The following is a 26,809-nucleotide window of genomic DNA, read 5'->3' on the forward strand; positions in this document are numbered from 1 at the left end:
TATTTTGAAACTCTTGCGAGTTTCTCTCATTGGCTGTCCTTGTTGTTTAGTTTTCAAAGATCAGGATTTTTGTTTTGACCCGTTTAGGCCGGAATGTTATCTTAGCATTTTCAACTTGCGTTGTCAACAAAAAGATTTGATTTTTTGATTGCTATTTCAATGGGTTTAAGCATTTCTTTGTTCAATCAATGCGTCGTGTTGGCGCTTTGTTAGATTACACCTTTTAAGAAGTAATGTCAACTATTATTTTATTTAAATGCTAGTTTATTATTCATGATTTGATTAATTTGTTTAAATTCCATCGTTACGTCATAACCTAATGATTTTTAATTGTACAAAAGCTAGCGGTTTCTAATCAATTGGTTGAATAAACAAATAGAGTTCCCTATTAGGTACCGCAAAAGGTTCGATAAGAACAATTAGCTAACTCAGGCAGCTTGGAGTAATCGATCTGTTCAGCAGAGTGTTCGTAGGGATTTGAAAGAACAGTAAGAAGCTGTTGCATCACCTTATAGTCTTCTTGTTTTACTGCTAATTCCAAAGCAGCTTCTACACGATGGTTGCGAGGGATTAGAGCAGGATTAGATTTTCGCATTAACTCACGGATAGCAGTCTTTGGTTCTTTCTGCCTGCCTAACCTTCCCTGCCAAGCCATATGCCACTCTTTAAATTCTTGGGCATCGAATAGCACCGTTTCTTCAGGAGTATCAAACGTTAAAGCACGAAAGGTATTAGTATAATCTGCACGATATTTTTCCATCATTCTTAACAGGTCTTCTATTAGAGATTCATCTTCTTTTTCTTCATTAGCTATTCCTAGTTTGGCTCGCATTCCCACTAGCCAATTGCTGTGAAACTGCTTAACAAAATCAGAAAGCGCCTCTTCAGCTAATTTGACTGCCTGCACTTGATTCTCATGCAAGAGTGGCAATAGGGTTTCGGCAAATCGCGCAAGATTCCACTCGGTAATAGGTGGCTGATTTCCATAGGCATAGCGTCCATTAAGGTCGATAGAACTGAACACCGTTGCCGGGTCATAGGTATCCATAAAGGCGCAAGGGCCATAATCTATGGTTTCTCCACTTAGAGCAACGTTATCAGTGTTCAAAACTCCATGAATAAATCCAACCAATTGCCATTTGGCAATTAGCAAGGCTTGACGTTTAATTACTTCATAAAGTAGTAAAAGGTAACGATTCTCCCCATCGTTAACATTTGGAAAGTGTCGTTGCAATGTATAATCAGCAATCATCCGGAGATCCTCGGCTGTTCCCCATTTAGCTACATATTCAAAAGTACCAACTCGCAAATGACTGGCAGCTACACGTGTCAAAACTGCACCCGGCAGTTTAGTCTCACGAATTACTGACTCTCCTGTTGTCACTACCGCTAAGCTCCGTGTGGTAGGAATACCAAGTCCGTGCATTGCTTCGCTGATGATGTATTCGCGGAGCATCGGTCCAAGCGCCGCTCGACCATCGCCACGACGCGAGAATGGCGTTCGCCCGGAGCCCTTAAGCTGAATATCAACCCGCTCACCTTGAGGAGTAAGATGTTCTCCAAGTAGTAGAGCCCGTCCGTCCCCTAACATGGCAAAATGCCCGAATTGATGCCCAGCGTAAGCTTGAGCAAGTGGCGAGGCACCTTTAGGAACCTGGTTACCGGCAAGTACCTCTATACCATCTTTGCTTTGTAACGCTTCCGTATTCAGTCCTAAGGACCTTGCTAACATATTATTAAGAACGGTTAACTTTGGGGAACCTACAGAGGTTGGCTTTAGTGGAGTAAAAAATGATTTTGGTAGTCGGCTATAACTGTTATCAAAGTTCCATCCTGTTTCTATATCTGTTGTAAGGTTTTTCATTGCATCTCCTTTTCTACTTTGTTTTATCCTCTCCTATCTTAGATTATGCACTTTTTCAACCTTAAATATGATCAGAAACAGAACAAATACTATTTCCTTTTAGAGTTTACCATTATTCCAAATAGCATAATAACACAGAAAATAATAAGGTAAAAGAGTACTGCTTTACCATGAGCATAAATTGCAGCAATAACCATGAAGACACAGGCACAAATGGCGAGAAATGGCATAATAAAACGTTTAATAAAGTGCAGAGATTTTTCTTTTGCCATTATCATAATAAAAATGGGAATATACATTGCATAGATGGTAACAATCGGAAGTTCTGAACTATCGAAACTAAAAGGACCGAACCAAGGGACTGGGGTCAGATTTGCACCAAAAAAGTATAGTAACCAAACGCCACTAAGCAGAACGCCTAAAATAGAAGAGTTGGTTGGCATATTTGTGTTTACATCAATACATTTTAAAACCTTTGGTGCCGGACCCATATCTCTAGCTGCCAAAGAGTAGAAACCACGTGTACAGCCCATCATTAAACCATTTAACGTCCCCAAGCAAGAGATTACAACAAAAACAAACAGAACAGTACCTCCTACGTTAGAGAAGACTGTGGAAAATGCAAGCTTTGCCCCCGCTTCGCCGCCTTTCATCATAACGCTGTTACTGACAGCCCCAGCCAAACCTGTATAGTAGAGGATGTAAAGGAGGGCTACAAACAGTGTTCCAAATGTTAGTGCTAGAGGCAGGTTCTTCTTGGCATCCTTTAATTCAGCATTGATACTAGTTGCAATTATCCATCCTTCATAAGCAAAGGAGGTAGCCACAACAGCGGTAAAGAGTGGACTATTACTAGTCACTTCAGCAATGACACCACTAGTAAAGTTACTAACCAATACCCCGTTGCTTAGACCAACGATTGTTCCGACTACTGCCATCAAGGCTAAAGGAATAATTTTGATTACAGTTGTGGAGACTTGGAACTTACCGGCAAGATTTGGTGAGAGGGCGTTTAAGGCATAGCTTCCAATCAGAAAGAATCCAGCAATGGCCATCGCTTCACCGCCTACTATATTCCATCCCAGCAAAACACAAGTGTATCTGGCCGAAACCCAAGCCAGTACTGAAGTTAGAGTTGGATAATAAATAGCTGCCATGAACCATCCTACAAAATAACCGTACGTGCTGCCGAGAGCAGCCTCAGCATAGTCAACCACACCATTAACTTTCTCATATCTGGTGGCCATGGTTGCGAAAACGTAGGCACAGACAATCATTATAATTCCGCCAATAATCCATGCCAAGATACCTTGTGGAAGATTTCCACCAGTAGCGGTCAAAACTTTCTCCGCTTTAAAAAATACTCCGCTGCCAATTACAATACCAATAACCATTGCTATTGCTGTTATTAGACCATATTTCTTTTGTAGTCCATTTTCCATTAATCAATCTCCTATTCACCAAGTATTTTGTAGAAACTCCTATAGTATAGCAAAATTACTTTAACATAATGTGTTGAAAAAATAAACGCTAGTCGTGATGTTTTCTAAATTTAGCTAATATCCCTCAAGTAAAGATCCCCCTACTTTCTCTAATTGGAAGTTTCGCGACATGTAAAATCCTGTTTATAATTTAAATACCATATTATGTACACTGCAGGAAAACTTACATGGGAGAGATTTGTAAATTCAAAAAAGAATTTATATTTGTCTTCACCTAATTGAAAAGGAGCTACTCCAAAACATTGTTATGGAAATAGCTCCTAAAAGCCTGGAAATATTCAAGGTAAAGAAAAATTCACTTATTCTATGGTATCTTTTATCAAAAAAATCCTCAAAACAATGCCTAACTATTTTCCGACTTTATACCACAATACCCCTCACACTTACGCTAGTCCTTACTCCACTGTCACACTTTTTGCCAAATTCCTCGGTTTATCGACATCGCACCCTCTAGCTACGGAAACATAGTAAGATAACAGTTGCAGTGGGATGACCGTAAGCATCGGTGAAAGCTCATCCAATGTCTCGGGTATATAGATGACATGATCAACCGACTTTGCCATGCTGGTGTTACCTTCATAGGTTAGTCCGATCACTTTGGCATCCCGAGCCTTTACCTCTTTGACATTAGAGATCGTCTTTTCATACACATCACGTTGAGTAGCTAAAGCGATTACGGGCGTTTCCTCAGTGATCAAGGCCAAGGTTCCGTGTTTTAATTCCCCTGCTGCATAGGCTTCCGCGTGGATGTAAGAAATCTCTTTTAGTTTGAGTGATCCTTCCATTGCGACAGCCCAATCTAAAGAACGTCCGATGAAAAAAGTGTTTTCCACCTTAGCAAAGGATTTTGCTAAGTCTTTAATTAAATCCTCTTGATCCAAAAGCTCTTGAACTTGAGCCGGGATTTTTTTCAGAGCCTCAATAATCTCTCCAATTTTTTCCGAAGGTAACGACCCTTTAACTTGAGCGAGATAGAGTCCTAGTAAAACCATCCCTTCCAACTGAGTAGTGTATGCCTTTGTTGAAGCTACTGCAATCTCTGGGCCGGCCCAAGTAAAGATTACATCATGAGCTTCACGGGAAACGGTACTTCCGACTACATTTGTAACTGCAACCACCCGAGCACCGCGGTTTTTTGCTTCACGCAGAGCTGCTAGGGTGTCAGCTGTTTCCCCCGACTGGCTGACTACGACAACCAAAGTATGCTCATCGACTAATGGGGAGCGATAGCGGAACTCGGAAGCAATATCGACTTCGACAGGGAGGCGGGCCCAACGTTCGATCAAAGTTTTGCCAACTAACCCTGCATGCCAGGCTGTACCGCAGGCAACGATATAAACCTTATTAATTTGAGCAAGTTCATCAAGAGTTAAGTCTACTTCTTGGAGGACAACTCGCTCCTCTTCCAGACGGCCTAACACCGTGTCTCTCAGAGCCTTTGGTTGTTCATGGATCTCTTTGAGCATGAAATGCTCATATCCACCTTTCTCGGCAGCTACTGCATCCCACTTTACATCATAGACTTCCTTCGTGCGAGAATTCCCTTCAAAGTCTGTGACCTTAACCCCTTCTTCAGTAATAACTACCATTTCACCGTCATCTAAAATATAAACTTTACGGGTATAGTTTAAAATCGCAGTAATGTCACTCGCTATGAAAAATTCTCCATCGCCGAGACCGACCACCATGGGACTATCTTTGCGAGCTGCCACCAATTTATCGGGTTCCTGACGTCTTAAAGCGACCATCGCAAAGGATCCCCGAATAGTCTTTAGAACCTTTCGCATTGCCCCTTCAAGGTCACCTTCAAAGTAATCCTCCAATAAGTGAGCTAAAACCTCTGTATCTGTTTCTGAAGCAAATTTATGGCCTTTTTCAATAAGCTTATCTTTTAATTCCAGGTAATTTTCAATGATTCCATTATGCACAACTACAAAATCTTGCTTACAATCGCAATGGGGATGGGCATTTAGTTGAGATGGTCGACCATGAGTCGCCCAACGAGTGTGACCGATTCCAATCGAAGCTTGGGAATAATCTTGCCCAAGTTCTCCTTCTAAAGCAACTAACTTTCCGACACTTTTTGAAACCACAATTTTTTCACAGTCCAGGACTGCCACACCTGCAGAGTCATACCCTCTATACTCTAATTTCTTTAATCCATCAACTAAAATAGGAATAGCTACCCTTTTTCCAATATATCCTACGATACCACACATATTCGTTTACCCCTCTCAAAATAATAATAGTACATCCATACTCGTCTTCAGTATGTAACAATATACACAATCTCTTTAGAATTTTCTTATAAGCAATTCAATCACTTTTTCTACTGCCTTTTACTCATAGCCTTACAAATAAGAACGTTAAACCTCATGTTCCCGGATGAAAAAATAAAGCCATCCTTAGGCGGACGACTTTAATCAGATTCTTGGCAACAACAAGCAAGGGGGATCAAATTCAACCCACTTTCCCCTTGTCTTGACAGCTTTACCTTTGTCCCAAAAATTACTCTTTGGCTTTAAGCAAGCTTTACGGTGACAAGCCACCGAGAGGGATCCGCCGAATACTTCGATAACCCTCTTCCTCGTCGACCTTACCATTAATAGAAAGGTCCTGGCGCTTTAAGATATTGCCTTAGCTGATTCAATCGTCCAGAGTATCCCGAATACTTTTAACCGATAGCATCACCTTCTTTCCAAGAATAGATCCATACTAAAAGAATCGCTGATCATATGCTTATCCACTTATGCTGATAGAGGATATTTTGACAGATCTGACTTAGTTCATGTGCCTCTTTTCGTAAACCTCTGGTAAACTTCACTGCAAAAGACACATGAAACCATTATAGCCAAAATTTAAAAAGTATCCACTGGTATTTTATTCATCACATTGAAGAATAGTGTCTATTACTTCTTGGGCTAATTCTTTCAATTTTTGTTGGTCTGGACCTTCTACCATTACTCGAATTAAAGACTCTGTTCCGGAAGGACGTACTAATACTCTACCTGTACCGTTAAGTAGATCCTCTGCCTCTTGTACTTTGGCAAGCACTCGGGCATCCTTCATTAATCGTTCCTTATGTTGAACTTTAGCATTGAGCAAAACTTGAGGTAGCCGTTGCATTTGAGATGCGAGCTTTGACAAAGGAAGTTGCCGTTCCTTGATCACTGCCAAGAGCTGGAGAGCAGTTAATAAACCATCGCCCGTGGTGTTGTTGTCCAGGAAAATAATATGTCCGGATTGCTCCCCACCAAGCTGAGCACCTGTCCTGATTAATTCTTCCATAACATAGCGATCCCCGACTTTTGTCTCATGGATCGCAATTCCTGCCTCTTTCAAAGCCAGATGCAACCCTAAATTGCTCATTACTGTAACAACAACTGCATTTTGTGCTAACTTTCCTTTTCCTTTCTGTGCTAAAGCACAAATAAGCATAATAAAGTCCCCATCTAAAACAGTTCCCTGTTCATCTACTACAATAAGGCGATCAGCATCTCCATCCATTGCCAACCCTAGGTCTGCGCTGTGCTCCAGAACAGCCTTCTGTAATTTTTCCGGATGAGTTGACCCACAGTCTGCATTGATATTCACACCGTCTGGTGTATTACAAATAGAGATTACCTCAACCCCTACTTCTTGTAATACTTTTGGACCAACAAAGGATGCTGCTCCATTGGCACAATCAAGAACGACTTTAATACCATCCAGACGTCCTACAGTATTCTTTAGAAAATCCTTATAGCGGGCTTCAGCATCAGGTACTTCGATAACCCGGCCGATCTCTCCGCCGATTGGGGTTTCCCAAGGTTTTTCAGCACTGACAACGATTCTTTCTATTTCATCTTCAATAGCATCCGGCAATTTATAGCCAGTAGAATCAAAAAACTTAATCCCGTTATCTTGTACTGGATTGTGAGAGGCAGAAATAACAACACCGGCACTAACATCAAGAGTTCGAGTCAAGAGGGCGATTCCAGGGGTCGGTAGTACCCCCACCCGCAAGACATCTGCTCCAACTGAGCAAATCCCTGCGATAAGTGCAGCTTCAAGCATATCTCCTGAGATCCGAGTGTCTTTGCCAATTATGATTCGGGGATGTGGATGCTCCTTGCTAAGTACATAAGCACCTGCCTGCCCAAGGCGAAAAGCAAGACTGGGGGTCAGTTGGCTGTTCGCCACACCACGCACCCCATCAGTTCCAAAGAGTCGATCCAAATCGTTCCCTCCCTTCCTATTTAGTGTATTGTTTTCCTTGTAAAAAGTTCTTAATCTTCAAACATAATTTTCAGAATCTAAAATTTTTCACTTGAAAGCAAAGGTCATTCTACATCGTTGATATAATCTTATGTATCATGGTCCCAAAAGCTAAATGCCCAATACGCTTAGAATAGCATTGGAACCACCTATATACATGCTCAATAAAAATCAACTACATTAGTTTACTCTATTGGAGCAAATTGCGCCATAAGAAATTCTGCAATTCTAATTCCATCGACAGCAGCACTTGTAATTCCCCCTGCATACCCTGCTCCTTCACCCGTCGGATAGAGCCCCGCCAGATTTAAAGATTCCCCTTGGGCATTTCGGGCAATGCGAATGGGGGAACTGGTTCTTGTCTCAATCCCTGTCAAAGTCGCCTCTTTCCCAGTAAAACCTTTTATCTTCCCATTGAAATCTCGAAGAGCACGCTCTAAAACATCCCCTACAACTTCCGGAAGTACCTCATGTAAGTTATACGGTTTGATACCGGGACTATAAGTGGGTAACAAATCAAAATTATCCGTTACACGTCGCTCAAAAAAGTCAACAACTCTTTGGGCCGGTGCCATATAGGAAGATCCACCTGCAATAAACGCCTTATGTTCCCATGCCCGTTGAAACTCCAGACCTGCCAGCGGGTAAGCTGTCGGGAAATCGTCTGCCCCAACAGTTACGACTAACGCGCTGTTGGCAATCTTCGTATCCCGAGCATAACCGCTCATTCCATTCGTGACAACTCCATCCTCCTCAGATGCAGCTGCCACAACCCTTCCTCCTGGGCACATGCAAAAGGCATAGGCGCCTCGACCGGTTCTCACATCCTTGTAAGTGAGCTGATAATCCGCAGCCCCAATGTGAGGATGTTCCTCAACTCCATACTGGGACTGATTTATTAGGGCCTGGGGATGTTCAATCCTCAAGCCAATAGCAAAGGATTTCTTCTCCAGAGTGAGATTCATATCGCTTAATAGTTTAAAGACATCCCTAGCACTATGCCCAATTGCAAGTATGGCTGTTTCAGCTGGAATTTCCTCTTCTCCGTTGACGACTACCTTACTTAGACGGCCTAAGGATGACTTCAATCCGGTTACTTTGGCACGAAAACGAACCTCTCCGCCCAAAGACACAATTTCCTCTCGAATTCTTTTAACTACATCTTTAAGTATGTCTGTCCCAATGTGAGGCTTGGCTAGGTAGAGAATTTCTGAGGGTGCTCCATGCTTGACGAAAGTTTCTAAAACCTCCGAAATCCGTCGATCTTGGATGCGAGTTGTGAGTTTACCATCTGAGAAAGTCCCGGCTCCACCTTCTCCAAATTGCACATTACTCTCAGGGTCCAACTTTCCTTTATCCCAAAATTCCTGAACCTTAAGGGATCGTTCTTCGACGGAGTCACCCCGTTCCAGGACGAGCGGAGCATATCCCTTTCGTGCTAATGATAATGCAGCAAAATACCCCGCTGGTCCGGCACCAATTACTACCGGACGGTGAATCAGGGTATTGCTGGGTTTTGTCCATATAACAGGAACCTCTATCGGTGCCTCCTTAAGTCCGGGAACCCGAGCCATAATTCGATTCCCTTCAGGTCTCGGCACATTAAGAGAGAATTGGAGCGTATACACGAAAGCCAAATGAGGTTTTTTGCGAGCATCTAAAGAACGTCTCAAAAAACGAAGACCGCTGATACTATTTTCTGGCACTTTTAACTTACGAGCCATTATAGTGGTTAAGAAAACATCCTCTTCTACGGAGATTCTCAAATTCGACCATACTAAATCCACTTATTTACTCTGCTCCTTTTTCCAAGTGAGCTTTAAGACTATAGGTCACTTGAGGTGTAGTGGGCATCGTCACTCCCGGAGGGAGCTGCCAGAAAACATTAACATCCGTATAACTGCCGACTGCCTGACCGGAAGCATCAACCCAAAGTTGTATCTGGTCTGCTGTTACATTCTTTAAGTTATCGGAAAGCCCCTCGATTACGATATCTATGGGGGCTATTGATTGATCTATCTCTAAATCTTTTCCTACATTTCGAATTTGAACCGCAACCCCCGGAATCGTTTTTTGAACAGGACCGGGCCCAATCTGAGCAGTTACACTTATGGTTGTTCCACCTATCAAGGAAACTCCCTGTGGTAGAGCGACTTGCTCGATAGGTATCTGGAAGGTTTTATTATCCGCCAAATTACTAATGTCCACCGGCCCAATATTGAGTATGTCGAAGCCTTTCAAAGCTTGCTGGGTCCCGGAAACCTGTACACTACCCGGAGATGGAACAAGTGAGCGAAGTTCCATTCCTACGGCCGGGATCCCTGTACTTGTCACTTTAAGGGGAACCATCTTTGAAGCCAGCTCCTTCGCCATGATTGGGGCAATTACATCTACGCTGCTTGGATAAGCGCTTAGAATAGTTACGCTTGGGTCAGGTCCAAAAATCGGTTTGCCTTCTTTATCACGAAAGCTCACAGGTCTGGAAACCTGAATTGTTTCATTAACTCCTGCTACACTGACTTCAACTATTACTTTGTCTAAGGTGCCTAGCTTAGAGCTGGGACCTCGTACATTAACCGCTGAGGGTTTAATGATAAGACTTCCTACCTGATAATCATTCGCCGGGCTTCCCGAGACAACTGCTTGCACCGGAACCATCTTTTCCTCAACTGTTTCTAGATTCAACTTAATAGTGCTGGGTTGATACTCCACAACATTAATCCCAGGGGGTGTATTTACTTTAATGCCATAGGTACTTTCTCCCGGCATACCGGAAGAAAGATCTACCACTGCATAGATATCTTTGGCACTGGGATTAATTCCTTGTAAACGGACACGGACTAAAGGGAGCGGAGTCATTACAACCATTTTTTGATCTAATTCACTGACCACGAGGGGAATTGTCAGTGTTTGTTCAGGAATCAGATTATCTGTTGTTCCTTGGTTCAACACATATAACCAAAAGAGAATCGCAAACAAAAACGACACTACCTTAACGCCAAGGTTTCTCCGCAACAACTCTAACATCACTACCACCTCCAAAACGGAATAACCGATGAAGGAATACTCTTAATATCGAGTTCCTTTAGCAATAATTCTCGCAATGATTTCTCATCGGTAAACCGAGTCAGTGCACCATCTATTCCAATTGATATCGCTCCTGTTTCCTCTGAAACAACGAGGGCCAAAGAATCAGTAATCTCGGTTAATCCTAAAGCAGCTCTGTGCCTTGTTCCCAATTCCTTATTAATAGCAGGATTTACAGACAAAGGAAGAAAGCAACCCGCAGCGGCCACTCGATCGCGTCGAATAATTACCGCCCCATCATGTAGTGGTGTATTTGGAATAAAAATATTGACTAAAAACTCAGATGATACGACTCCATCAATTTTGATTCCAGTCTCTACAAAATCTTGAACTCCTGTTTGACGTTCAAGCACAATCAAAGCCCCAATCCGATTCTTAGAAAGGACTTGTGTACAACGCACTAATTCTTCGGTGACTTGTTCTAATGTATCTACTCCGGGGGTAGAAGGATGCCGAGTAAAAAACCGCCCTCGGCCTAATTGTTCTAAGGCCTTTCTGAGTTCAGGCTGAAAGACAACAGGTATGGCTATGAAAAACACTTCCAAGAGCTTATCTAATAACCAACTAATACTTGTTAGCTGGAAGTATTTCGCTAGCAAAGAGACTGCTAAAAGAACCATTACTCCTTTGACTAACTGAACAGCACGGGTACGTTTAATGAGCATATAAAACTGGTAGAAGACCACCGCCACCACGATAATATCAATAGCGCTCCGCAGTCCAAAATTACGAAATTGTGATAAAAACTCGGCCATGGTCCCCCCCCCGTTTCTTTATGCATTCAAATCTGTAAGAGAGTATTATCTCCCTTGTTTAAATTCTCCATTTATGTAAAAAGTCCTTGCCTTAATTAAACTTTTTTTACTTAATGATTCCCATTCCAGCCAGGATGCCAAAACATCCTGTTAACATCATATCCCCGTAAGGTGCTGCTTCATACCAGTTCATTGGTTTTGCCATACTTCTTCTCGGACCGGTAACAACCACAAAATCCCAACCCGAGCCCATATCCGGATGAAGAGCTGCTCCGTGTCCTCCGTTTGCATAGATTTCGTCATTGGTCAATTCGGCCAATTGAAATCGTTTGATATAATGCGCCAAAGATTCGGTATCAAGCATACTAGTATGCTGCTCAAATACTCCATAAACCCGTTCACCGCGTATGGCGGCAGCAAGGACATGAGAATTTCCAATATTAATAGCCAAAATTCCCTGATTTAAGTAAGGCTTTACATACTGATCTGCCATGATTCCCAAGAGTGCTGCAGTTCCAGTATCAGTCACCACTGCATTCGGAATAATGTCTCGTAGGGCACGCATTCTCGTATAGACCTTTGGAATAGTCTCAGTGTAGACTAGCTTTTTTAAATCTCCACCCTGGAGGACGAATTCTTCCCAAAGGCGAAATCTTAGCGTTCTATTGCTCTCCGTAACACTAAAACCATGATCTTGAACAGCTACTGCTGCTCTTGTTGGATAACCCAGGCTAAATGCTTCGAGTGCCTGCCGCAGAGAACCTGTATCTACATCTCCCATCCAAATAGAAGTTACCGGTTCCGGAGGTTTATCGCAAATCAGGATTCCCATGCCTTCTACAATCGCCAAATTGTCGTTAAATGTAACCGCCGCCTCAGCAGTTGCGTAAACTTTAAGACCTGCAGCGATATGTTTTTTTAGGGCTACAGAACTTGCCCCTCCGCCCATTAAATGACCATGCAAAAAAATTTGTCTGCTTTTAGATGTAGCCTCTCGAATTTGAGCTGCGACAATCTGGGTTCGACTAGGGACTATAAACTTTGGACAGTTTTCTAAATTTCTCTCTGATTGGTAGAGCAAAATATCCTGAGTACCTGATCCTACATCAATAACTAGTGCACTTTCTGCCATTTTACTAACACCCTCCACCTAAAGACATGCCATAAATTCCAACTCAATGAATCTCATGTTTAGGTTATCTGTGTATTAATTACTTATTAGCATTTTTTACTTAATCAGTTTTCTTCCCAGCCAAGGTTTATAGAGCTTTACTGCATGGTGTGGACAAAGCTCCTGGCAGCAAAAACAGCGAATACACGCTTGTAAGTCGACAGTGGGTCGCTCGTATTCATTCATAGTCAATGCTTTCGGAGGACAGTTATTAACACAGTCTCTGCATCCGACACACTTCTCATGTTCAAACATTGGCAACGGTCGCAAACGATTCATTACAAAATCCTTTACACCTTGAGGCAGAGGAACCATATCCAGAAAATTAGTGGATATTGCTTTAGGAATTTTGAAATTCTCTATTCTCCAAAGGGAGCGTGGATCACCTACTAAATCCAGTTCATTGAGCCTGCTTATAAAACCTCGCTCACGAGCTGCCATCAGAGTAGGAACCTTTTCGGGCTTTAAGCCTATCAAATCTGCCGCCACAGTATCTAAGGCGTATGGATCTGTACTCATAAGAAGCGCTCCAACATTCCGTGGGCTGCCCGCTGAAGGGCCATCCCCTTCCATCCCCACAATACCATCCATAATACTGAGCGATGGATTTACCCAAGAAGCAATATCTACTAAAAGGTCGGCAAAATCCGAAATCTTAAACATTTTCAGATGATATTCCGCTTTTAAAAGACCCGGTATAACCCCGAATAAGATTTTAACCCCACCGGTAAAAGTCATCATGCCATGTGTCTTCAGTTTTGATATAGGGATTACCACATCAGCATTTAATACGCAGTTTGTTACGGTTAAACTTTTTACTATTTTTCCTTCCGGATATTGAATTGTCGTTTGTCCAACATCCTCGTTCAGAATTGCTCCGGTACGCTCTGCAACCTCACGCAACCCTGACTTGGAGTAGATGGCTTGAAGGGCATTCACTGTATAAGGTCCACCGGGACTATCCCCGATAATGGCTATTCCTCCAGCCTCCTGAACAAGGCGAACCACAGCTTCAACGACACTGGGATGAGTAGTTACTGCTTCCTCAGGTCGCTTTTTCATAAGCAGATTGACTTTGAGCAGAACCTTTTGCCCAGGCTTTACAAAAGTGGACATTCCGCCCCACTCCAAAAGTCCTTCTCTTAAACTCTTTTCCACATCTGCTGTGTAGTCTGGGCAAAATTTCAGCACTACCTTTGCTCTCACTAAGAACCCACCCTCTCCATATCTGCAAAGATGTCCTCACCTCGTCCAGGGAAAGCACTTAACTCAACATCACATTGAAAATACTCTCGACTATAATAATCTTGTTTGGTTTTTTGATCTAAAGCCTCGAACTTCTGCTGTGAAAACAATTGAGTTTTGTGTTCTTCAATTGCTCTCTTTTTCTTCTCAGCCCATGGCTTAATTTCAACAATATAGTCAAGTCCCTTTAACACATTATCCCCAAGCCTCCATCCGGCCTGAACATAGCATAAGCGTGGCAAAATATACGGATTTCCCCACTCCGGTTCAATAAATTCTTTAGCCAATTTAATAGCGGCCTTGGTAAAATAATGGATTGCTCTATGGTCACGGTGACCTGATGACCCATCAGCACCAAAGGTAATTATTACTTGAGGCTGAACTTTACGTATAATTCGAACAAGCTTCTCAACTATTTCAAGAGGCGGGGAAATCGGAACTTCTTTATCCTTATAGTCCAAAAAGATGACTTCAGTAATCCCCAGGACTTTCGCAGCACAGCTAAGTTCCTGCTCTCGAAATAACCCGAGTTCTTCCTGCTTGCATAGTCCAGCTGCTTTACCGGCTTCTCCTTTAGTAGCAACAACAAGAGTAATTCTGACACCTTGTTCGGCGTATTTAGCAATGGTTCCACCTAAGGCAAAGGATTCGTCGTCAGGATGGGCAAAGATCAGCAACATCTCTTTGTTCATATTTATTGCTTCATCCCTTCTCTTATTTTATGCAAAGAATTATTTAACTACTAATTGACATCTGTTTTATTATTATAGCGCTTTTTAAGGTTAGAGGGAAATTTCTTATGAATAATACGAAATAATTTGCTATAAAATACCAGTTCCAAGGGACAACTTCTCATGTTATACTGCAGTTGTCTTAAGACAAGCCTTAAATAAAAGTTAGGAGGACAAAGGTACGTGAAACTTCACACAAAGATTTTGCTGGGAATTCAACTAACTGCTCTAATGGCCACTGTTGCGTTACCGGTTCAAGCTGCTTTAATAATTGGTGCTCCGCGTCAATTATCCGGTTCTGTTATCAGCCTTCGCTCCTCTTCCCCCGTAACGACTCCTGCTCCGGATTCTACTCCTCAAACTACTATTCCAGCCTCTACTCCGGCTCCTACTCCAGTACAAGGAAGCCAGCCTACAGTTTCAACTCCGACAAATGTTTATGTTGGTGCAACACCTACTACCCGAGGAAATGTTGTTTCCTTAAAGAATTATACCCAAATCACTGTTCCAGTTACTCCTACTCCAACGGCCACTCCGGCACCTACACCCACTCCAGCTACTCCAACTAACCAAACGAACAACTTAATTCCTCCAGTATCGTCTTTAACAGCGGATGAACAACTCATGGTAGACATGATCAATCAAGAACGTGCTGCTGCCGGCTTAAATCCCGTTGTTGCTGACTTAAGATTAACAGCAGTGGGAAGAGCCAAGGCCAACGATATGAAAGTTAACAACTACTTTAGCCATACATCTCCAACCTACGGGAGTCCTTGGGCTATGATGCAACAGGCGGGTATTACAGTACGATGGGCAGGAGAAAACATTTCTGGAAACAAATCGGTCTCGGCTTCAATGGCTGCCCTTATGCAAAGCCCTGGCCATAGAGCCAACATCCTAGACCCTCGCTTCACACATGTAGGAGTCGGAATTGCTTACGGATCAGCTTATGGCAACCTATATGTACAAGAATTCTTACAACAGTAACATATAATAAAGAACCCTCTTAGAGGTTCTTTATTACTGTCTAATATTTTACTTTATCCCTGGCTTAGAAACCCTCACGGTTTTTAAGTCGGGGTAATTCTTTGTATTTTTAAGTTGGATATGTGTTTTTCCAATTTAGTATTTACCAAACTCGTTATCACTTAGAGCTATTTTTTGTGATTTAGTTGCCGCTGGTTCTTTTTGTAAACTCATTTGGACTGGCTTTTTATTGTTTAAACGTTCAAGCATCTGGAGAACATCAGGATTTAAATTCTCAATTCCTCTATAGGCTTCTCTTGAACTTTGCTATCTGCATCTTTTGAGTACTGACTTGATAGCTGCTTACCACCACTATCTTTTAATTCGAATAACTTATCTATGGCGTCATTTATTTCATTTGCTGACGCAAGGCCTTCTCCTCTAATAATAAGAAGCCCTTGTTCTTCCTGATTGGCAAGTGCCAGATTGATAATCTGCTCCTGTAAAGGAGCAAATTTTTAGATAGCCTCTCTAAGCTTTAAAAATTCCCTTTTTGCCTCTTCTGTCTGGATTGATTTATCAAATGCATCTAGCCCCTCTTGTATTTGTTTGTCATACCCTTTTATCTTGCTGACATATAAACTTCTATCCGAATTTCCTTTGTCCAACAACATGTCCCTTAAATTGACTCGGTTACGTTGATAGGCAATCGATACTTTGGCAATATCTCCTAGGGCCATACCATAATTGGTATACAATGCAGAATACCCTTTATCAGTCTTGTTGATATTGTAGGCTCCAACCCCTCCGACAATACCAGCTAATATGGCTACAATGACAAAACTCAAAATCAGCTTTTTGCCTATTTTCATATTATAAAACCACTTCATACTTCATCCTCCGGTGACTGAATTGTTGTCAGCTCATCTAACTGCTCTTTGTAGAGTAACCTTTCACAGTCAAGAATTAATTCAACTTCATTGCCAACTTTGCCAATTCCTTTTATGAATTTATTCCCATCTTTCCTCATATCAGGAGGATCGACTATATCTTCTTCCGAAATTGAAAGAACTTCCGATACACTGTCTACGATTAGACCCATGGAAATATTCCCAACCTCAATAACAATGACACAAGTTCTATCATAATAGACTTTAAATTTTTTCTTAAACCTCATTCTTACGTCCATGACAGGAATTATTTTCCCCCTCAAATTAATAATTCCTTTTATGTATTCTGGTAAGTCAGGCACTTCGGTAATTGGCTATAGACCAATAATCTCAGTTACACACCTTATCTCAATGCCGTAAAACTCGTTTCCTATCAGAAAAGTGAGATATCTGACCTTCTGTGTATCTTCTTCCTGATCGACAAGCTCCTCACTGGCTGCATTAACCATGTTCACACAATCCCTTCAAAACTAACTGTTGTTGGTATATCTTGTTCTTGTCTCTCAAAGAATTTCTTTTTGACACCTCAAAGCTTTTCATATGTTTTACAATCTCTACATCTAGTTCCTGACTTACCCTAAGAATCTCATCAGGATTGCCATCTTCCCATGTTAAATGAAGTTTGTTACGTAATGCTTCCAACCGTGACATATAAATCAATCCTCTTCTTAAGAATTTGTTAAGTCTTTATAAATAGTTTAACGGTTCCTAGCGCACTGCTGCAGTACCAAAGGTCACCAAATCATTATGCTTAAGGCATAAGTATTTTTGTGCAACTTTAAAAAGTAATATGTTAAAAAAGCTAATTAAATCAACCATTTTTTAGGTTGTTTTAATTAGCTTTTTAGAAATTCATTTCTTTAAGAAAAACTTTATGAAATTTATCATTGGCGTTGCATAAATTTTAACTCATCTTGTCAATAGTAATATTTCAAAAGTATCCAATACCTAATATTAACAAATATGGTGTATACAAACAGTTGCTCTTTTTCTATTTGATCCAAAACAAGGTAGAACTAAGCGATAGCCCTTTCCCACATTTTGCCACATGTTCAATTAGAGAATTAAAGGATCATAGTCTACACTATTTAAGAGTTCGGTATCTCCGCATAGTACCTGGAGTTTTGTCGAAGCAAAGATTGTTGCATTGCTTAGTCGTCTTTGGCCTCGAGAACTCTTTCCGTATTTTGCAAAGAGCTTCTTGATAAAATCCTCGTAGGACTCAAATAAACAGTTTTTCGCCATTCTCTGAATGTACAAGAGATCTTTGTTAAAGCCGGTTTCAAGCTTCATTAATAACAGCAAGCAGTAAGTGAGGAGGGCTATTAACAATTGATTTATGACTGCGGTTTTACTTAATCCATAGAAGTGCTTGATCTGAGCATGTTGTTTGAGCCATTTGAAAAAGGTCTCGATCTGCCAGCGATACCGATAGATATCAGAGATTTCTTCGGCACTCAGGTCAAATACATTGGTCACAATGGTCACTGGATTTTTTTCCGAGTCATAAACGGTAATGAGCCGAAGTTCGCTTTTCATCCTGTTAGAGTTGCCTCCAAGGATGACAGTAACATCCTCTTCAATTGAGGAATTTTCGTCGATAACCCTTTCTTTTCCCGTAAATTGAATGATTGCATTATCTTTCAGACGACTGACAAAGCGGATTCCCAGTTTACAGAACTCATCAAACTTCTTGTAGTCCACGTAGGCACGATCAAAAACGTTAATGCCACCCTCTTCATCGATAATAAGCTCATCTAAGAGTTTTCGGTCGGCTTTTTTAGCTGGGGTGATGATTGATTTATTCGGATAAGAATCACCGTCAAACTGTAAAGCGAGGTGAAGTTTAACGCCGCTTTTTGTTTTCCGGAACTCCGCCCAGCGATAACGGTGCAAGCAGATGCTAATTGTAGTGGAATCAATCAGATTTAGTTTCCCGAGCGTTTGCTGAACTGCTGCATAGCCCTTTTTTTGAGTAATTTGATGGGTAACATTCTTCAAAAGCATCTCAGCAACTGTAGGGGGAAGATCTCTTAGTCGGCGCGAAATTGTACTATAGCTGATGTTCTTAAGTCCTACAGCTTGGCTTAAGTGATCGTTAATTCACGCTTCCGCTAATGTCTCTTAAAGCGCGATACTCCTGGATTTGAGCGTTAGCCATTAGTAGAATCAGGGTTTTAACCGTGAGTTTTTTAACGCCCTTGTTCAGATTAGGAACAGCTTGGGTAATTTTTAACCAGATATTATTGGATAAAATCGGCTTAAAGGCTTGAAAAAATGTGGAATATTTAGTATCCTTGTCCTGCATATATATCTCCTTATAGTTAGAGATTTGGGCAAGGACTACCCTAACTCTAATTATAAGGATTTTTTATTGGTTATTACAGGAATAATCAGGAATATCGGCTGATTTCGTAGTTTTTCTCTTGATTTCTTTGCCATTTGATATTTGACTTTTGGTCAGATGATTTATGCAACGCTAATGGAAATTTATACATTTATAATGGTATTAACTTGAAATCTGTTCACTAAAATATATTTTAATTTCTTTGACTGCCTCGTCAATTCTCTTATTGAGATCTCTAACAAAGCTGTTTAATTCTTCGAAGACTTGAAGCTTTAGCTTAACATCTAAATTCCTTGCACTTTCAAATACTAATTTAGCCCTATAACTACTGGCAATACCTTTGATATTGTGTACGGATTTTCTAACAATTTCAACTTCATGTAAGATTACATGACTATTAACCTTTTCTCTTTCCTGTATCAATTCCTCAACAAAAACCATATAAAGATCTTTCAGAGTATCATAATCTAGTCCTAAATCCTCTTTAAAGCCAATTATATCCACTATTCTCTGACTCATTTACGTTCTCCTTTTATTAAAATCTTTTTACTAAAACCACAAAAAAGCACAATATTAATGCTAACGGCACTATTTTTTTAACCACCGTTGGATCATTTTATCAAGGTCATTCATAATAATTGGTTTGCTGATGTAGTCATCCATTCCTGCTTTAAGGCATTTATCACGATCCCCTTCCATAGCATGAGCAGTCATGGCAATAATTACAGTATCTTTGTTCAATCCTTCATTCTTAATCCTGCTCGATGCTACATACCCATCCATTATAGGCATTTGACAATCCATCAAAATAATATCGTATTTTGTTATCTTGCACATTTCCACAGCCTTATGCCCATTCCCAGCAACTCAGTCTTATATCCTAATTGTCCCAACATAACAATTGCTAGCTTTTGATTCGCTAAAGTGTCTTCCACCAGTAAGATAGTTAATTTTTTATTTCTTATTGCCTTATTTGACAGAACTTTTTCTTCTTTTCCCACATTTGAAAATTCATCACTTAACTCATCTTGAGCACCATAGTCGGTTGTAAGTAAGTCTCTGCTTAGAATCTGTATATTCTCCTGATTAAGGTTAGTGTTAGCATTGTGCTTATCTAATTCCAATTCAATTAAAAATGCAGAACCTTTACCTAAGACACTGTTTACACTTATCTGACCGTGCATTAGTTTTATAATCTGATGAGAAATAGCCAGACCTAGACCAGTACCTCCATATTTCCTTGTTGTTGAGGTATCTGCTTGAGAGAAAACAGTAAACAACCTTGGCAACACTTCTTTGCTTATGCCAATTCCAGTATCACTGATTTGAAGTTGAATCTTTACACTTTTTTCCCTTTCTTCCCTAAGGATAAGCTTTAAATCAACTTCTCCTTCTTCCGTAAATTTAAGAGCATTACCTATAATATTATTGAGAACCTGCCTTAACCTATTAGGATCCCCGTTTAACCATTTAGGAACATTTCGCTCAATGAACAGATTAATTCGGATGCCCTTATGGTTAGCTTTAGGGACAAAAAGGTTTATTGAATCATTTACAAGAGCATGCATATCAAACAGGATATTCTCAAGCTCCAGTTTATCTGCTTCAATTTTTGAATAATCTAAGATATCGTTGATAAGCAGCAGGAGCGCATTAGAAGCCGACTTTATTTGCCCTAGAAATCCCCTTTGTTCTCTCGTCAAATCTGTTCTACATAGCAGTTCAACAAAACCAACAATTCCATTCATAGGGGTTCTTATCTCGTGCGACATATTTGCAAGAAATTGACCTTTTAGAATACTGGCGGTCTCTGCGGTTTTTTTTGACTTTTCTAATTCCTCATTGATCAAACTTCGCTCGATTGCTCTCTCCAAAGAATTAGCAAAGGCTCTTAAAACAGAAAACTCTGCCTCTGACCACTTTCTTTCATAAGTACAATCATCAAGACCTACAAATCCCCAGAAATCTCCCCTTACGAAGACAGGAATTACTGCAATGGATAAAATATTTTGACTCGTAAGGAATTCCCGGGTTCTGTCATTTTTAAGTTCTTTTACAATTCCAAAATAAGCTTCTCCTTTAATCAGTGGTTGGATAAAACTATATATTTCGGAAAAAGGAATCTCCTGTAAGTCAGGATTAGTTATCTGAGATTCACATGAACCTGAATTCCATTCAACCTTTTGATTAGTATACCGATTTCCAGCCACATCCGTCGAGTTTTGAAACAGATAAATTCTATCGGCCTGAGTCGCTGTTCCAAGCAATTCAAAGGAATTCTTCACTGCTACTAAATAGTCACTGCAATCCAAAAACTCTTTAATTGACATGGCAACAGCGGATAGTATCTTTTCTTTTTTATTTAATTCCTCTTCAGCACGTTTTCTCTCTGTAATATCAACCAATACTGCAAGCACAGCAAATTCGTTTTCATAGGTTATTGGAGAAGTCTTGACAATTAAATTCGATAACTCTCCCGTTTTCTTAATGAATTCTATCTCAAAATCTCCGATAGTCTCTCCCAGCAACCTTCTTTTCATATTTTCTAAAATAAGCTCATTTGACTTTTTAGAAACAAATTTTTGAACGCTCTGACCTATAACTTCGTCTTTTGTGTATCCAGAAGCTCTTAAACCCGAATCATTAACAAAGGAAATTATCCCAACTTTAAATATTACTACTATTTCAGGGGCACAGTTCACAATGGCAGAATATCTCTCTTCGCTTTCTCGAAGTTGTTCCTCAATTTTTTATCCTCTCTGTAATATCATCAAAACACTCAATTCCGCCAGTGACTTCACCCATCTTATTTCTAATAACAGCTACATTTTTAGATATATATCTTCTATTTCCATCCTTATTAATAATAGTACATATTTTTCCAATCATTGGTTGAGAGGTTTCATTTAATTTAAGCCCGCATTGCTCTTTACAAGGATCCTCGGAAAACAAGCAACAGTTTTTTCCGACAGCTTCTTCCGTAGAGTAACCAGTTAAATACTCGGCCCATTTATTCCAGCTTAGAATCTTCTTATTATTATCAACTGAAAAGACAGCACTTGGAACTGTATTCAGCAGCATTTCTGCATAATCTGTTTGAACCTTTAATTGCTTTTCGACGAGTTTTCGACCAGAGATATCACGAGCAATCCCTATTAGCCCTGCTACATTGCCGTTTTCATCATAAAATGGTGTTTTGACAGTTTCGACATCTGCGCTATTACCATTTGTCAAAGCTATTCTCTGTTCATACACGCTCGATTTTTCAGATTCTAACACTTCAATATCTTTTTGCTTAATAAATTCAACCATACTGTCATCTTCAAGTAGATCGCTATCCTTCTTGCTTATGACATCTTCTTTCCTTAAGCCGATAAATTTGCTGGCAAAAGCATTATTGCACCCCAAATAAGATCTATTCTTGTCTTTGAAAAAAACTAAATCAGGCATTGCGTCAATCATAGATTCAAAAAAACGCTGCTGATTTTTCAATTTTGAGATATCTTTGCTTATTCCAAAAGCCACATTTTCACCCAGCCATTTGCCAATAAACACCCGAGTTTCTACAAAAATATATTTACCCTCCTTTGTAAAAAGAGGAATCATGTTTTTGTACAACTGGCCTTCAAGCATCATTTGTACAGATTTAAAGGCTTCTTCATGCCGTTCAGGGGGATAAAGATGCAGAATGTTTACACCTAACAATTCTTCTCTGGAATACCCTAACTTTTCCGTTGCTGATTCATTAACCTCAATAATTGATCCAGATTCATTAACAATGAACACGTAGTCCTCGATGATATTAAATAGCGTTCGTAAGGTATCCATTGTTTCATTGATCATCCCTCGGTAATCGAACTTCATCTTTATGCACCTCCATATTTGATGCAGTAATGACAACATAGAAACGGTTAAAATAGAACTTTCGATGTTCTTTGTCAAAATTCCTCTAATTCTGCAAATATATTTCATAAACCTTTATTTTTCTCGGTTTTATTGAGCAATCTCCGTTTTAATAAAAACATCTCCAACAAGCACGAAAAAGCTGTTTATCACAAACCAAGTTCATGAAAAACAGCTCATTTTATTTAAAGGCATAAATTATATTGTTTTCTAACATCCTAGCAGGATCTTGAGCACTTTCCTGCTAACATTATGTTCCATGTATTCAACCGGAGCTTCCCAAGCGCAACCCATGCTTAATGCAATTTCTACTGATCTTGAAATGTTTTCCGGTTCGCAGCCAGAAAGGATATTGCTTCCCGATTCCATAGTTTCAGGACGTTCTGTCACATCTCTTAGCGTTACATTAGCTATTTTAAATAAACTACACTCCTCCTGTACCGTCCCACTATCACTTAGAACACAGAAAGCATTTTGCTCTAAACAAACAAAATCAAATAGCCCCAATGGGTCTACGATCTTAATCCCGCCTCCTTCTAGAATCTTACTTTGCTTTTGCAATTGAGATCGGGTTCGAGGGTGCAGACTACAAATAAGCGGGATTTTGTAGTCTGTATATAATTTATGCAATGAGGCTATAAATTTGCTAAGGCGCACCTCATCATCTACATTTTCAGCTCGGTGTAAGGTTACTAGAAAATAACTTTTAGAACTCACCCCTAGGATTTCAAGAATTCGGCTTTGTTTAATGTTATCAGCATAATAACTTAAAACTTCCCTGATAGGATTTCCAGTAACAAATATGCGCTTTCCGTCGATTCCTTCCTTCAGAAGATTTGCTCGACTACGTTCTGTATAGGGCATTAGAATATCACTACAATGATCAATGATTCTACGGTTAATTTCTTCCGGCACTCGGTCATCATAACAGCGGTTACCCGCCTCCATATGGTAAACTGGAATATTCAGCCGTTTGGCTGACATAGCTGCTAGCGCACTATTAGTATCTCCTAGAATTAGTAACCGGTCGGGTCTTTCATTGATCATTAGCTGTTCACACTTATAAAGTATTTCCCCGATTTGGCCCATCATAGTTAAAGTCCGACAATTCAATGTATAGTTGGGAGATCTCAACTCAAGATCCCTAAAAAAAATATCATTTAATCTTTGGTCATAGTTCTGCCCTGTATGCACAAAAACATGATCACATACTTTATCTAAGAGGGGAATAATCCGGCTTAAGCGAATGATTTCCGGGCGTGTACCTATGATTGTCATAATTTTCATTTGCATATTCCCTTTCTTTGATACAGTAGATTTAAATCAGAAGGAGCATATACTTGCTCCTTCAATGGATTTTATCTACTCATAGCTTTAGTGCCCTAGATCTACCATTGTTTTGATAGTATTAGTGCTTCCGTCTAAAACCGTAACATTGTTACTGCCATGATTAGTAATATAAATCAAATTAGCTGTTTGATTAACACTTACTCCTTCCGGGAAGGCTTCTACCCTCACAGTTGTTATAACAGTATGAGTTAATCCATCAATAACTGAGACACTATGACTTCCCCAATTTGTTACATATAATCTGTTGGTCTGGGGATTAACCCCCACCCCCATGGGATTAGAACCTACAGTAATCTCGGTTATTACCTGATTAGTACTTCCATCAATGGCTGAGACACTGTCACTGGCAAAGTTTGCAACATAAATTCGATTTGTTACGGAATTTATCCCTAATCCAAAGGGGCCTGAACCAACTATTATACTTCCTATTAGAGTATGAGTGTTTCCATCAATCACAGATATTCTTCTACTACTGGGATCCAAAAGATAGACTCTGTTAAGAGCGGAGGGAATAGCCGTTTTAGGTACTTCTACCCTCATTCCACTATCAAGGGAAAAAAGTTGTACCGGAAGGATATTATATTTCATGGTCGACCTTCCGGCATCATTCTTACCTAAAACCGTGATTTCAACATCATCCAAACCAGAAATGAAGTGGAATTCAAAAGCCTCAAACAGTGCATAATAGTTTTGAATAATGACCTCTCCGGGAGCCAACGTCAACAAATCCAAAACGTACTCTTTTTTTACTTCTCCAGTCCAATAATATCCATTTACTCTAATAGTATTGGCTATCGGCTCTTTATTTGTTACTGTAACCGAAATCGTTGAACAGGGTTTTATATTGGAAACTCTAGTATTTTCTATCAATCCGGTTGTTAGCGAAGCCATTTTATGCCTCCTTACAGAATTAATTTAGCCATTCAGGAAACAACTTTTTTGCCCTCTCTTGAACAATTACAGAACATTCTTCAATAGGATTTTTACTCATATTTTCACCATGCCAGCGATATGCCAGCAAATGATCCGGAAGAAATCCACATGAGTAATGCCTAAGGAATCGATACCATAAGTCGTAATCATGGGCTTGAGGCAGACCTACATCGAAATATCCTACAGTCTTTAATGCATGAGTGCTCATCATTACAGCGGATCCGTTTATAAAGCAACCCTCCATAAGCTTAGTCACCATTTCCTGTTTGTCGGGATAAAATGGTGAGTTAACCTCATATTGTTTTTTGCCTCCTGCGTCAATTACTATAAAGCTTGTGTAACTAAAACCCAAGCTAGGATCACTTTCCATCAATCCAACTTGTTTTGAGACTTTGTCTTCAATAAAGGCATCGTCAGCACTTAGCCAACATATATACTTACCCGTTGCCCTCGATAAGCCGAGATTTAGAGCACTGGGTGTACCTCCATTCTCCTTGTAAATATAGTTAATCTTAGAGTAATAGGGCTTTATTACTTCTGCTGTTCCATCAGTTGAACCATCATCAATGACTATTACTTCAAGATTCGCATAACTTTGATTAATGACACTTTCCAAAGCATAAGGCAGGTACCGAGAGTGATTATACGTAGGGATAACCACACTAACTTTAGGGGTTAGCATAACTTTTCCTCCTTAATCTAGTAGTTTACTTCAATGAAGATAAGATCGACTTCATTGAAGTAAACTAAACCCATTCTATAAAAGATCTACAGCTTCTTCTCCGTCAGGTAAATCTTTTTCATCCACTCTACCGTCTTAGGCAATCCTTCTTCCAGCAACACTTTTGGGTTGTGTGCCAGATCCGCTTTTGCCTTACTAATATCTGGTCGTTTACTTACCGTATTGTGCTTGTCTTCAGGGAGATACTTAACTAATTTTTGATTACCGTCCGTATATTTAAGCACCAAGTCGCTTAAATCTCTGACACTACGATATTCCGTTCCCCCAATGTTATAAACTTCGCCCGGTTTAAAATTATGGGCGACGTTAGCTATAGTTGGTATTAAATCATCAACATACATAAACACACGGTAGTACCCTTCAAAAACTTCATATGAGATTCCCTGTAATGCCCGATAAATGAAGAGGCAAACAACGCTTCTATAGGAATGATAGTATTCTCCGGGACCATAAGCATTAAATAACCGCAGTCTGACGATAGGAGACTCGTATTTTTTTTCAAAGTTGATCACTTGCACTTCGTTTGCCCACTTAGTCAGCGCATAATCATTATGCTGAATAATCGTCTTTTTCAGAGGCAAATCTTCAGTTAACAAGGGCTCAATAGCTTCCCCATAGATTTCAGAAGAGCTTGTAAAAACTAGCTTGAAACCTTTCTTTAATTGCCATTCCAAAATATTCCTTGTGCCGATAACATTTGTTTTCCAGAGAGTGTCATAATAGTGCTCTCCATTAATGCGCCCAAATTCAGCCGCTAAATGGAAAACATAATCATAGTCCTGCTCAAAAACCCTCTCTAACTGACGATACTCAGAGATATCCGCTCTAACATACTTATCTCCAAGATAATGCTGCAAATCGACTTCCCAAACATCGTGTCCTCTATATTTGAGTACCTCTACTAATCGTGTTCCTAATGTGCCCCTACTGCCTGTCACCAAAATCTTTGCCATCATATTGCTCCTTTTTCCACTTATTTATATTACAAGAATCGAAATGCGAAGAA

21 protein-coding genes and 2 pseudogenes are annotated in these 26,809 nt (G+C 40.1%); 1 reads left to right on the forward strand and 22 read right to left on the reverse strand.

Features of this window, described 5'->3' with window-relative positions; genetic code table 11:
- Window positions 1-388 precede the first annotated feature (388 nt).
- The 10 genes from BLS16_RS19505 to BLS16_RS19550 form a co-directional block, all read right to left on the reverse strand.
- The gene (locus tag BLS16_RS19505) at window positions 389-1,864 is read right to left on the reverse strand and encodes a protein adenylyltransferase SelO (RefSeq protein ID WP_092335330.1); all 1,476 of its coding nucleotides are present in this window, start codon (window positions 1,862-1,864) and stop codon (window positions 389-391) included.
- A gap of 89 nt (window positions 1,865-1,953) precedes the next feature.
- Window positions 1,954-3,306 (reverse strand): APC family permease, encoded by a 1,353-nt coding sequence (locus tag BLS16_RS19510; protein WP_092335331.1) that lies wholly within the window; start codon window positions 3,304-3,306, stop codon window positions 1,954-1,956.
- Between the two features lie 455 nt (window positions 3,307-3,761).
- The gene (gene glmS / locus BLS16_RS19515) at window positions 3,762-5,585 is read right to left on the reverse strand and encodes a glutamine--fructose-6-phosphate transaminase (isomerizing) (RefSeq protein WP_092335332.1); all 1,824 of its coding nucleotides are present in this window, start codon (window positions 5,583-5,585) and stop codon (window positions 3,762-3,764) included.
- Window positions 5,586-6,246: 661 nt separating this feature from the next.
- Window positions 6,247-7,584, reverse strand: a complete 1,338-nt coding sequence (gene glmM / locus BLS16_RS19520; protein WP_092335333.1) for a phosphoglucosamine mutase — start codon at window positions 7,582-7,584, stop codon at window positions 6,247-6,249.
- Window positions 7,585-7,808: 224 nt separating this feature from the next.
- Window positions 7,809-9,410: an NAD(P)/FAD-dependent oxidoreductase gene (locus BLS16_RS19525; protein WP_092335334.1), complete on the reverse strand. Its 1,602-nt coding sequence runs from the start codon at window positions 9,408-9,410 to the stop codon at window positions 7,809-7,811.
- A gap of 4 nt (window positions 9,411-9,414) precedes the next feature.
- Complete coding sequence (locus tag BLS16_RS19530) at window positions 9,415-10,650, reverse strand: CdaR family protein (RefSeq protein WP_092335335.1); 1,236 nt, start codon at window positions 10,648-10,650, stop codon at window positions 9,415-9,417.
- A 2-nt stretch (window positions 10,651-10,652) separates the two neighbouring features.
- Entirely contained in the window at window positions 10,653-11,465 is an 813-nt protein-coding gene (gene cdaA, locus BLS16_RS19535) for a diadenylate cyclase CdaA (protein WP_092335336.1), read from the reverse strand.
- Between the two features lie 106 nt (window positions 11,466-11,571).
- On the reverse strand, window positions 11,572-12,597 hold the full coding sequence (locus tag BLS16_RS19540; RefSeq protein WP_092335337.1) for a DUF1786 domain-containing protein: 1,026 nt from the start codon (window positions 12,595-12,597) through the stop codon (window positions 11,572-11,574).
- A gap of 96 nt (window positions 12,598-12,693) precedes the next feature.
- Window positions 12,694-13,842 (reverse strand): DUF362 domain-containing protein, encoded by a 1,149-nt coding sequence (locus BLS16_RS19545; RefSeq protein ID WP_092335338.1) that lies wholly within the window; start codon window positions 13,840-13,842, stop codon window positions 12,694-12,696.
- Entirely contained in the window at window positions 13,842-14,573 is a 732-nt protein-coding gene (locus tag BLS16_RS19550; protein ID WP_092335339.1) for a PIG-L deacetylase family protein, read from the reverse strand. Before BLS16_RS19550 ends, BLS16_RS19545 begins: the two co-directional genes overlap by 1 nt.
- Window positions 14,574-14,795: 222 nt before the next feature.
- On the opposite strand from BLS16_RS19550, the gene BLS16_RS19555 reads away from it, so the two are divergent.
- The gene (locus tag BLS16_RS19555) at window positions 14,796-15,599 is read left to right on the forward strand and encodes a CAP domain-containing protein (protein ID WP_092335340.1); all 804 of its coding nucleotides are present in this window, start codon (window positions 14,796-14,798) and stop codon (window positions 15,597-15,599) included.
- Between the two features lie 497 nt (window positions 15,600-16,096).
- Here the strand turns inward: BLS16_RS19555 and BLS16_RS19560 are convergent, their stop codons facing one another.
- The 12 genes and pseudogenes from BLS16_RS19560 to BLS16_RS19625 form a co-directional block, all read right to left on the reverse strand.
- Window positions 16,097-16,468, reverse strand: coding sequence for an MCP four helix bundle domain-containing protein (locus BLS16_RS19560; protein ID WP_092335341.1), 372 nt, complete (start codon window positions 16,466-16,468; stop codon window positions 16,097-16,099).
- Window positions 16,465-16,977, reverse strand: a pseudogene (locus BLS16_RS19565) (chemotaxis protein CheW). Before BLS16_RS19565 ends, BLS16_RS19560 begins: the two are co-directional and overlap by 4 nt.
- Entirely contained in the window at window positions 16,970-17,179 is a 210-nt protein-coding gene (locus tag BLS16_RS23855) for a hypothetical protein (protein WP_092335342.1), read from the reverse strand. The pseudogene BLS16_RS19565 and the gene BLS16_RS23855 overlap by 8 nt, the downstream one beginning before the upstream one ends.
- 405 nt (window positions 17,180-17,584) lie before the next feature.
- Window positions 17,585-18,836 (reverse strand): annotated as a pseudogene (locus BLS16_RS19575) (IS4 family transposase).
- A 201-nt stretch (window positions 18,837-19,037) separates the two neighbouring features.
- Window positions 19,038-19,394 carry a hypothetical protein gene (locus tag BLS16_RS19580; RefSeq protein WP_092335343.1) on the reverse strand — a complete coding sequence of 119 codons (357 nt, stop codon included), beginning with the start codon at window positions 19,392-19,394 and terminating at the stop codon, window positions 19,038-19,040.
- Window positions 19,395-19,463: 69 nt separating this feature from the next.
- Window positions 19,464-19,712: a response regulator gene (locus tag BLS16_RS24080; RefSeq protein WP_207649778.1), complete on the reverse strand. Its 249-nt coding sequence runs from the start codon at window positions 19,710-19,712 to the stop codon at window positions 19,464-19,466.
- The gene (locus BLS16_RS24085) at window positions 19,700-21,622 is read right to left on the reverse strand and encodes an ATP-binding protein (protein ID WP_282433775.1); all 1,923 of its coding nucleotides are present in this window, start codon (window positions 21,620-21,622) and stop codon (window positions 19,700-19,702) included. Before BLS16_RS24085 ends, BLS16_RS24080 begins: the two co-directional genes overlap by 13 nt.
- Complete coding sequence (locus BLS16_RS19605; RefSeq protein ID WP_176786241.1) at window positions 21,618-22,739, reverse strand: PAS domain-containing protein; 1,122 nt, start codon at window positions 22,737-22,739, stop codon at window positions 21,618-21,620. The genes BLS16_RS24085 and BLS16_RS19605 overlap by 5 nt, the downstream gene beginning before the upstream one ends.
- 249 nt (window positions 22,740-22,988) lie before the next feature.
- On the reverse strand, window positions 22,989-24,056 hold the full coding sequence (wecB, locus tag BLS16_RS19610) for a non-hydrolyzing UDP-N-acetylglucosamine 2-epimerase (protein ID WP_242876380.1): 1,068 nt from the start codon (window positions 24,054-24,056) through the stop codon (window positions 22,989-22,991).
- Window positions 24,057-24,152: 96 nt separating this feature from the next.
- The gene (locus BLS16_RS19615; protein WP_092335346.1) at window positions 24,153-25,019 is read right to left on the reverse strand and encodes a YncE family protein; all 867 of its coding nucleotides are present in this window, start codon (window positions 25,017-25,019) and stop codon (window positions 24,153-24,155) included.
- A gap of 19 nt (window positions 25,020-25,038) precedes the next feature.
- A complete protein-coding gene (locus BLS16_RS19620) occupies window positions 25,039-25,743 on the reverse strand; it encodes a glycosyltransferase family 2 protein (RefSeq protein ID WP_092335347.1) in 705 nt (234 codons plus the stop codon).
- Between the two features lie 86 nt (window positions 25,744-25,829).
- Entirely contained in the window at window positions 25,830-26,756 is a 927-nt protein-coding gene (locus BLS16_RS19625; RefSeq protein ID WP_092335348.1) for an NAD-dependent epimerase/dehydratase family protein, read from the reverse strand.
- Between the last annotated feature and the right edge of the window lie 53 nt (window positions 26,757-26,809).

Origin of the sequence: Desulfosporosinus hippei DSM 8344, from assembly GCF_900100785.1 — a bacterium.
GTDB lineage: Bacteria > Bacillota > Desulfitobacteriia > Desulfitobacteriales > Desulfitobacteriaceae > Desulfosporosinus > Desulfosporosinus hippei.

What these genes read in the sequence shown, in the direction of transcription:
- BLS16_RS19505 (WP_092335330.1), bottom strand. Translation starts at nt 1,864, where the DNA reads ATGAAAAACCTTACAACAGATATAGAAACAGGATGGAACTTTGATAAC.
- BLS16_RS19510 (WP_092335331.1), bottom strand. Translation starts at nt 3,306, where the DNA reads ATGGAAAATGGACTACAAAAGAAATATGGTCTAATAACAGCAATAGCA.
- glmS (WP_092335332.1), bottom strand. Translation starts at nt 5,585, where the DNA reads ATGTGTGGTATCGTAGGATATATTGGAAAAAGGGTAGCTATTCCTATT.
- BLS16_RS19530 (WP_092335335.1), bottom strand. Translation starts at nt 10,650, where the DNA reads ATGTTAGAGTTGTTGCGGAGAAACCTTGGCGTTAAGGTAGTGTCGTTT.
- cdaA (WP_092335336.1), bottom strand. Translation starts at nt 11,465, where the DNA reads ATGGCCGAGTTTTTATCACAATTTCGTAATTTTGGACTGCGGAGCGCT.
- BLS16_RS19540 (WP_092335337.1), bottom strand. Translation starts at nt 12,597, where the DNA reads ATGGCAGAAAGTGCACTAGTTATTGATGTAGGATCAGGTACTCAGGAT.
- BLS16_RS19550 (WP_092335339.1), bottom strand. Translation starts at nt 14,573, where the DNA reads ATGAACAAAGAGATGTTGCTGATCTTTGCCCATCCTGACGACGAATCC.
- BLS16_RS19560 (WP_092335341.1), bottom strand. Translation starts at nt 16,468, where the DNA reads ATGAAGTGGTTTTATAATATGAAAATAGGCAAAAAGCTGATTTTGAGT.
- BLS16_RS23855 (WP_092335342.1), bottom strand. Translation starts at nt 17,179, where the DNA reads ATGTCACGGTTGGAAGCATTACGTAACAAACTTCATTTAACATGGGAA.
- BLS16_RS19580 (WP_092335343.1), bottom strand. Translation starts at nt 19,394, where the DNA reads ATGAGTCAGAGAATAGTGGATATAATTGGCTTTAAAGAGGATTTAGGA.
- BLS16_RS24080 (WP_207649778.1), bottom strand. Translation starts at nt 19,712, where the DNA reads ATGTGCAAGATAACAAAATACGATATTATTTTGATGGATTGTCAAATG.
- BLS16_RS19605 (WP_176786241.1), bottom strand. Translation starts at nt 22,739, where the DNA reads ATGAAGTTCGATTACCGAGGGATGATCAATGAAACAATGGATACCTTA.
- wecB (WP_242876380.1), bottom strand. Translation starts at nt 24,056, where the DNA reads ATGACAATCATAGGTACACGCCCGGAAATCATTCGCTTAAGCCGGATT.
- BLS16_RS19615 (WP_092335346.1), bottom strand. Translation starts at nt 25,019, where the DNA reads ATGGCTTCGCTAACAACCGGATTGATAGAAAATACTAGAGTTTCCAAT.
- BLS16_RS19620 (WP_092335347.1), bottom strand. Translation starts at nt 25,743, where the DNA reads ATGCTAACCCCTAAAGTTAGTGTGGTTATCCCTACGTATAATCACTCT.
- BLS16_RS19625 (WP_092335348.1), bottom strand. Translation starts at nt 26,756, where the DNA reads ATGGCAAAGATTTTGGTGACAGGCAGTAGGGGCACATTAGGAACACGA.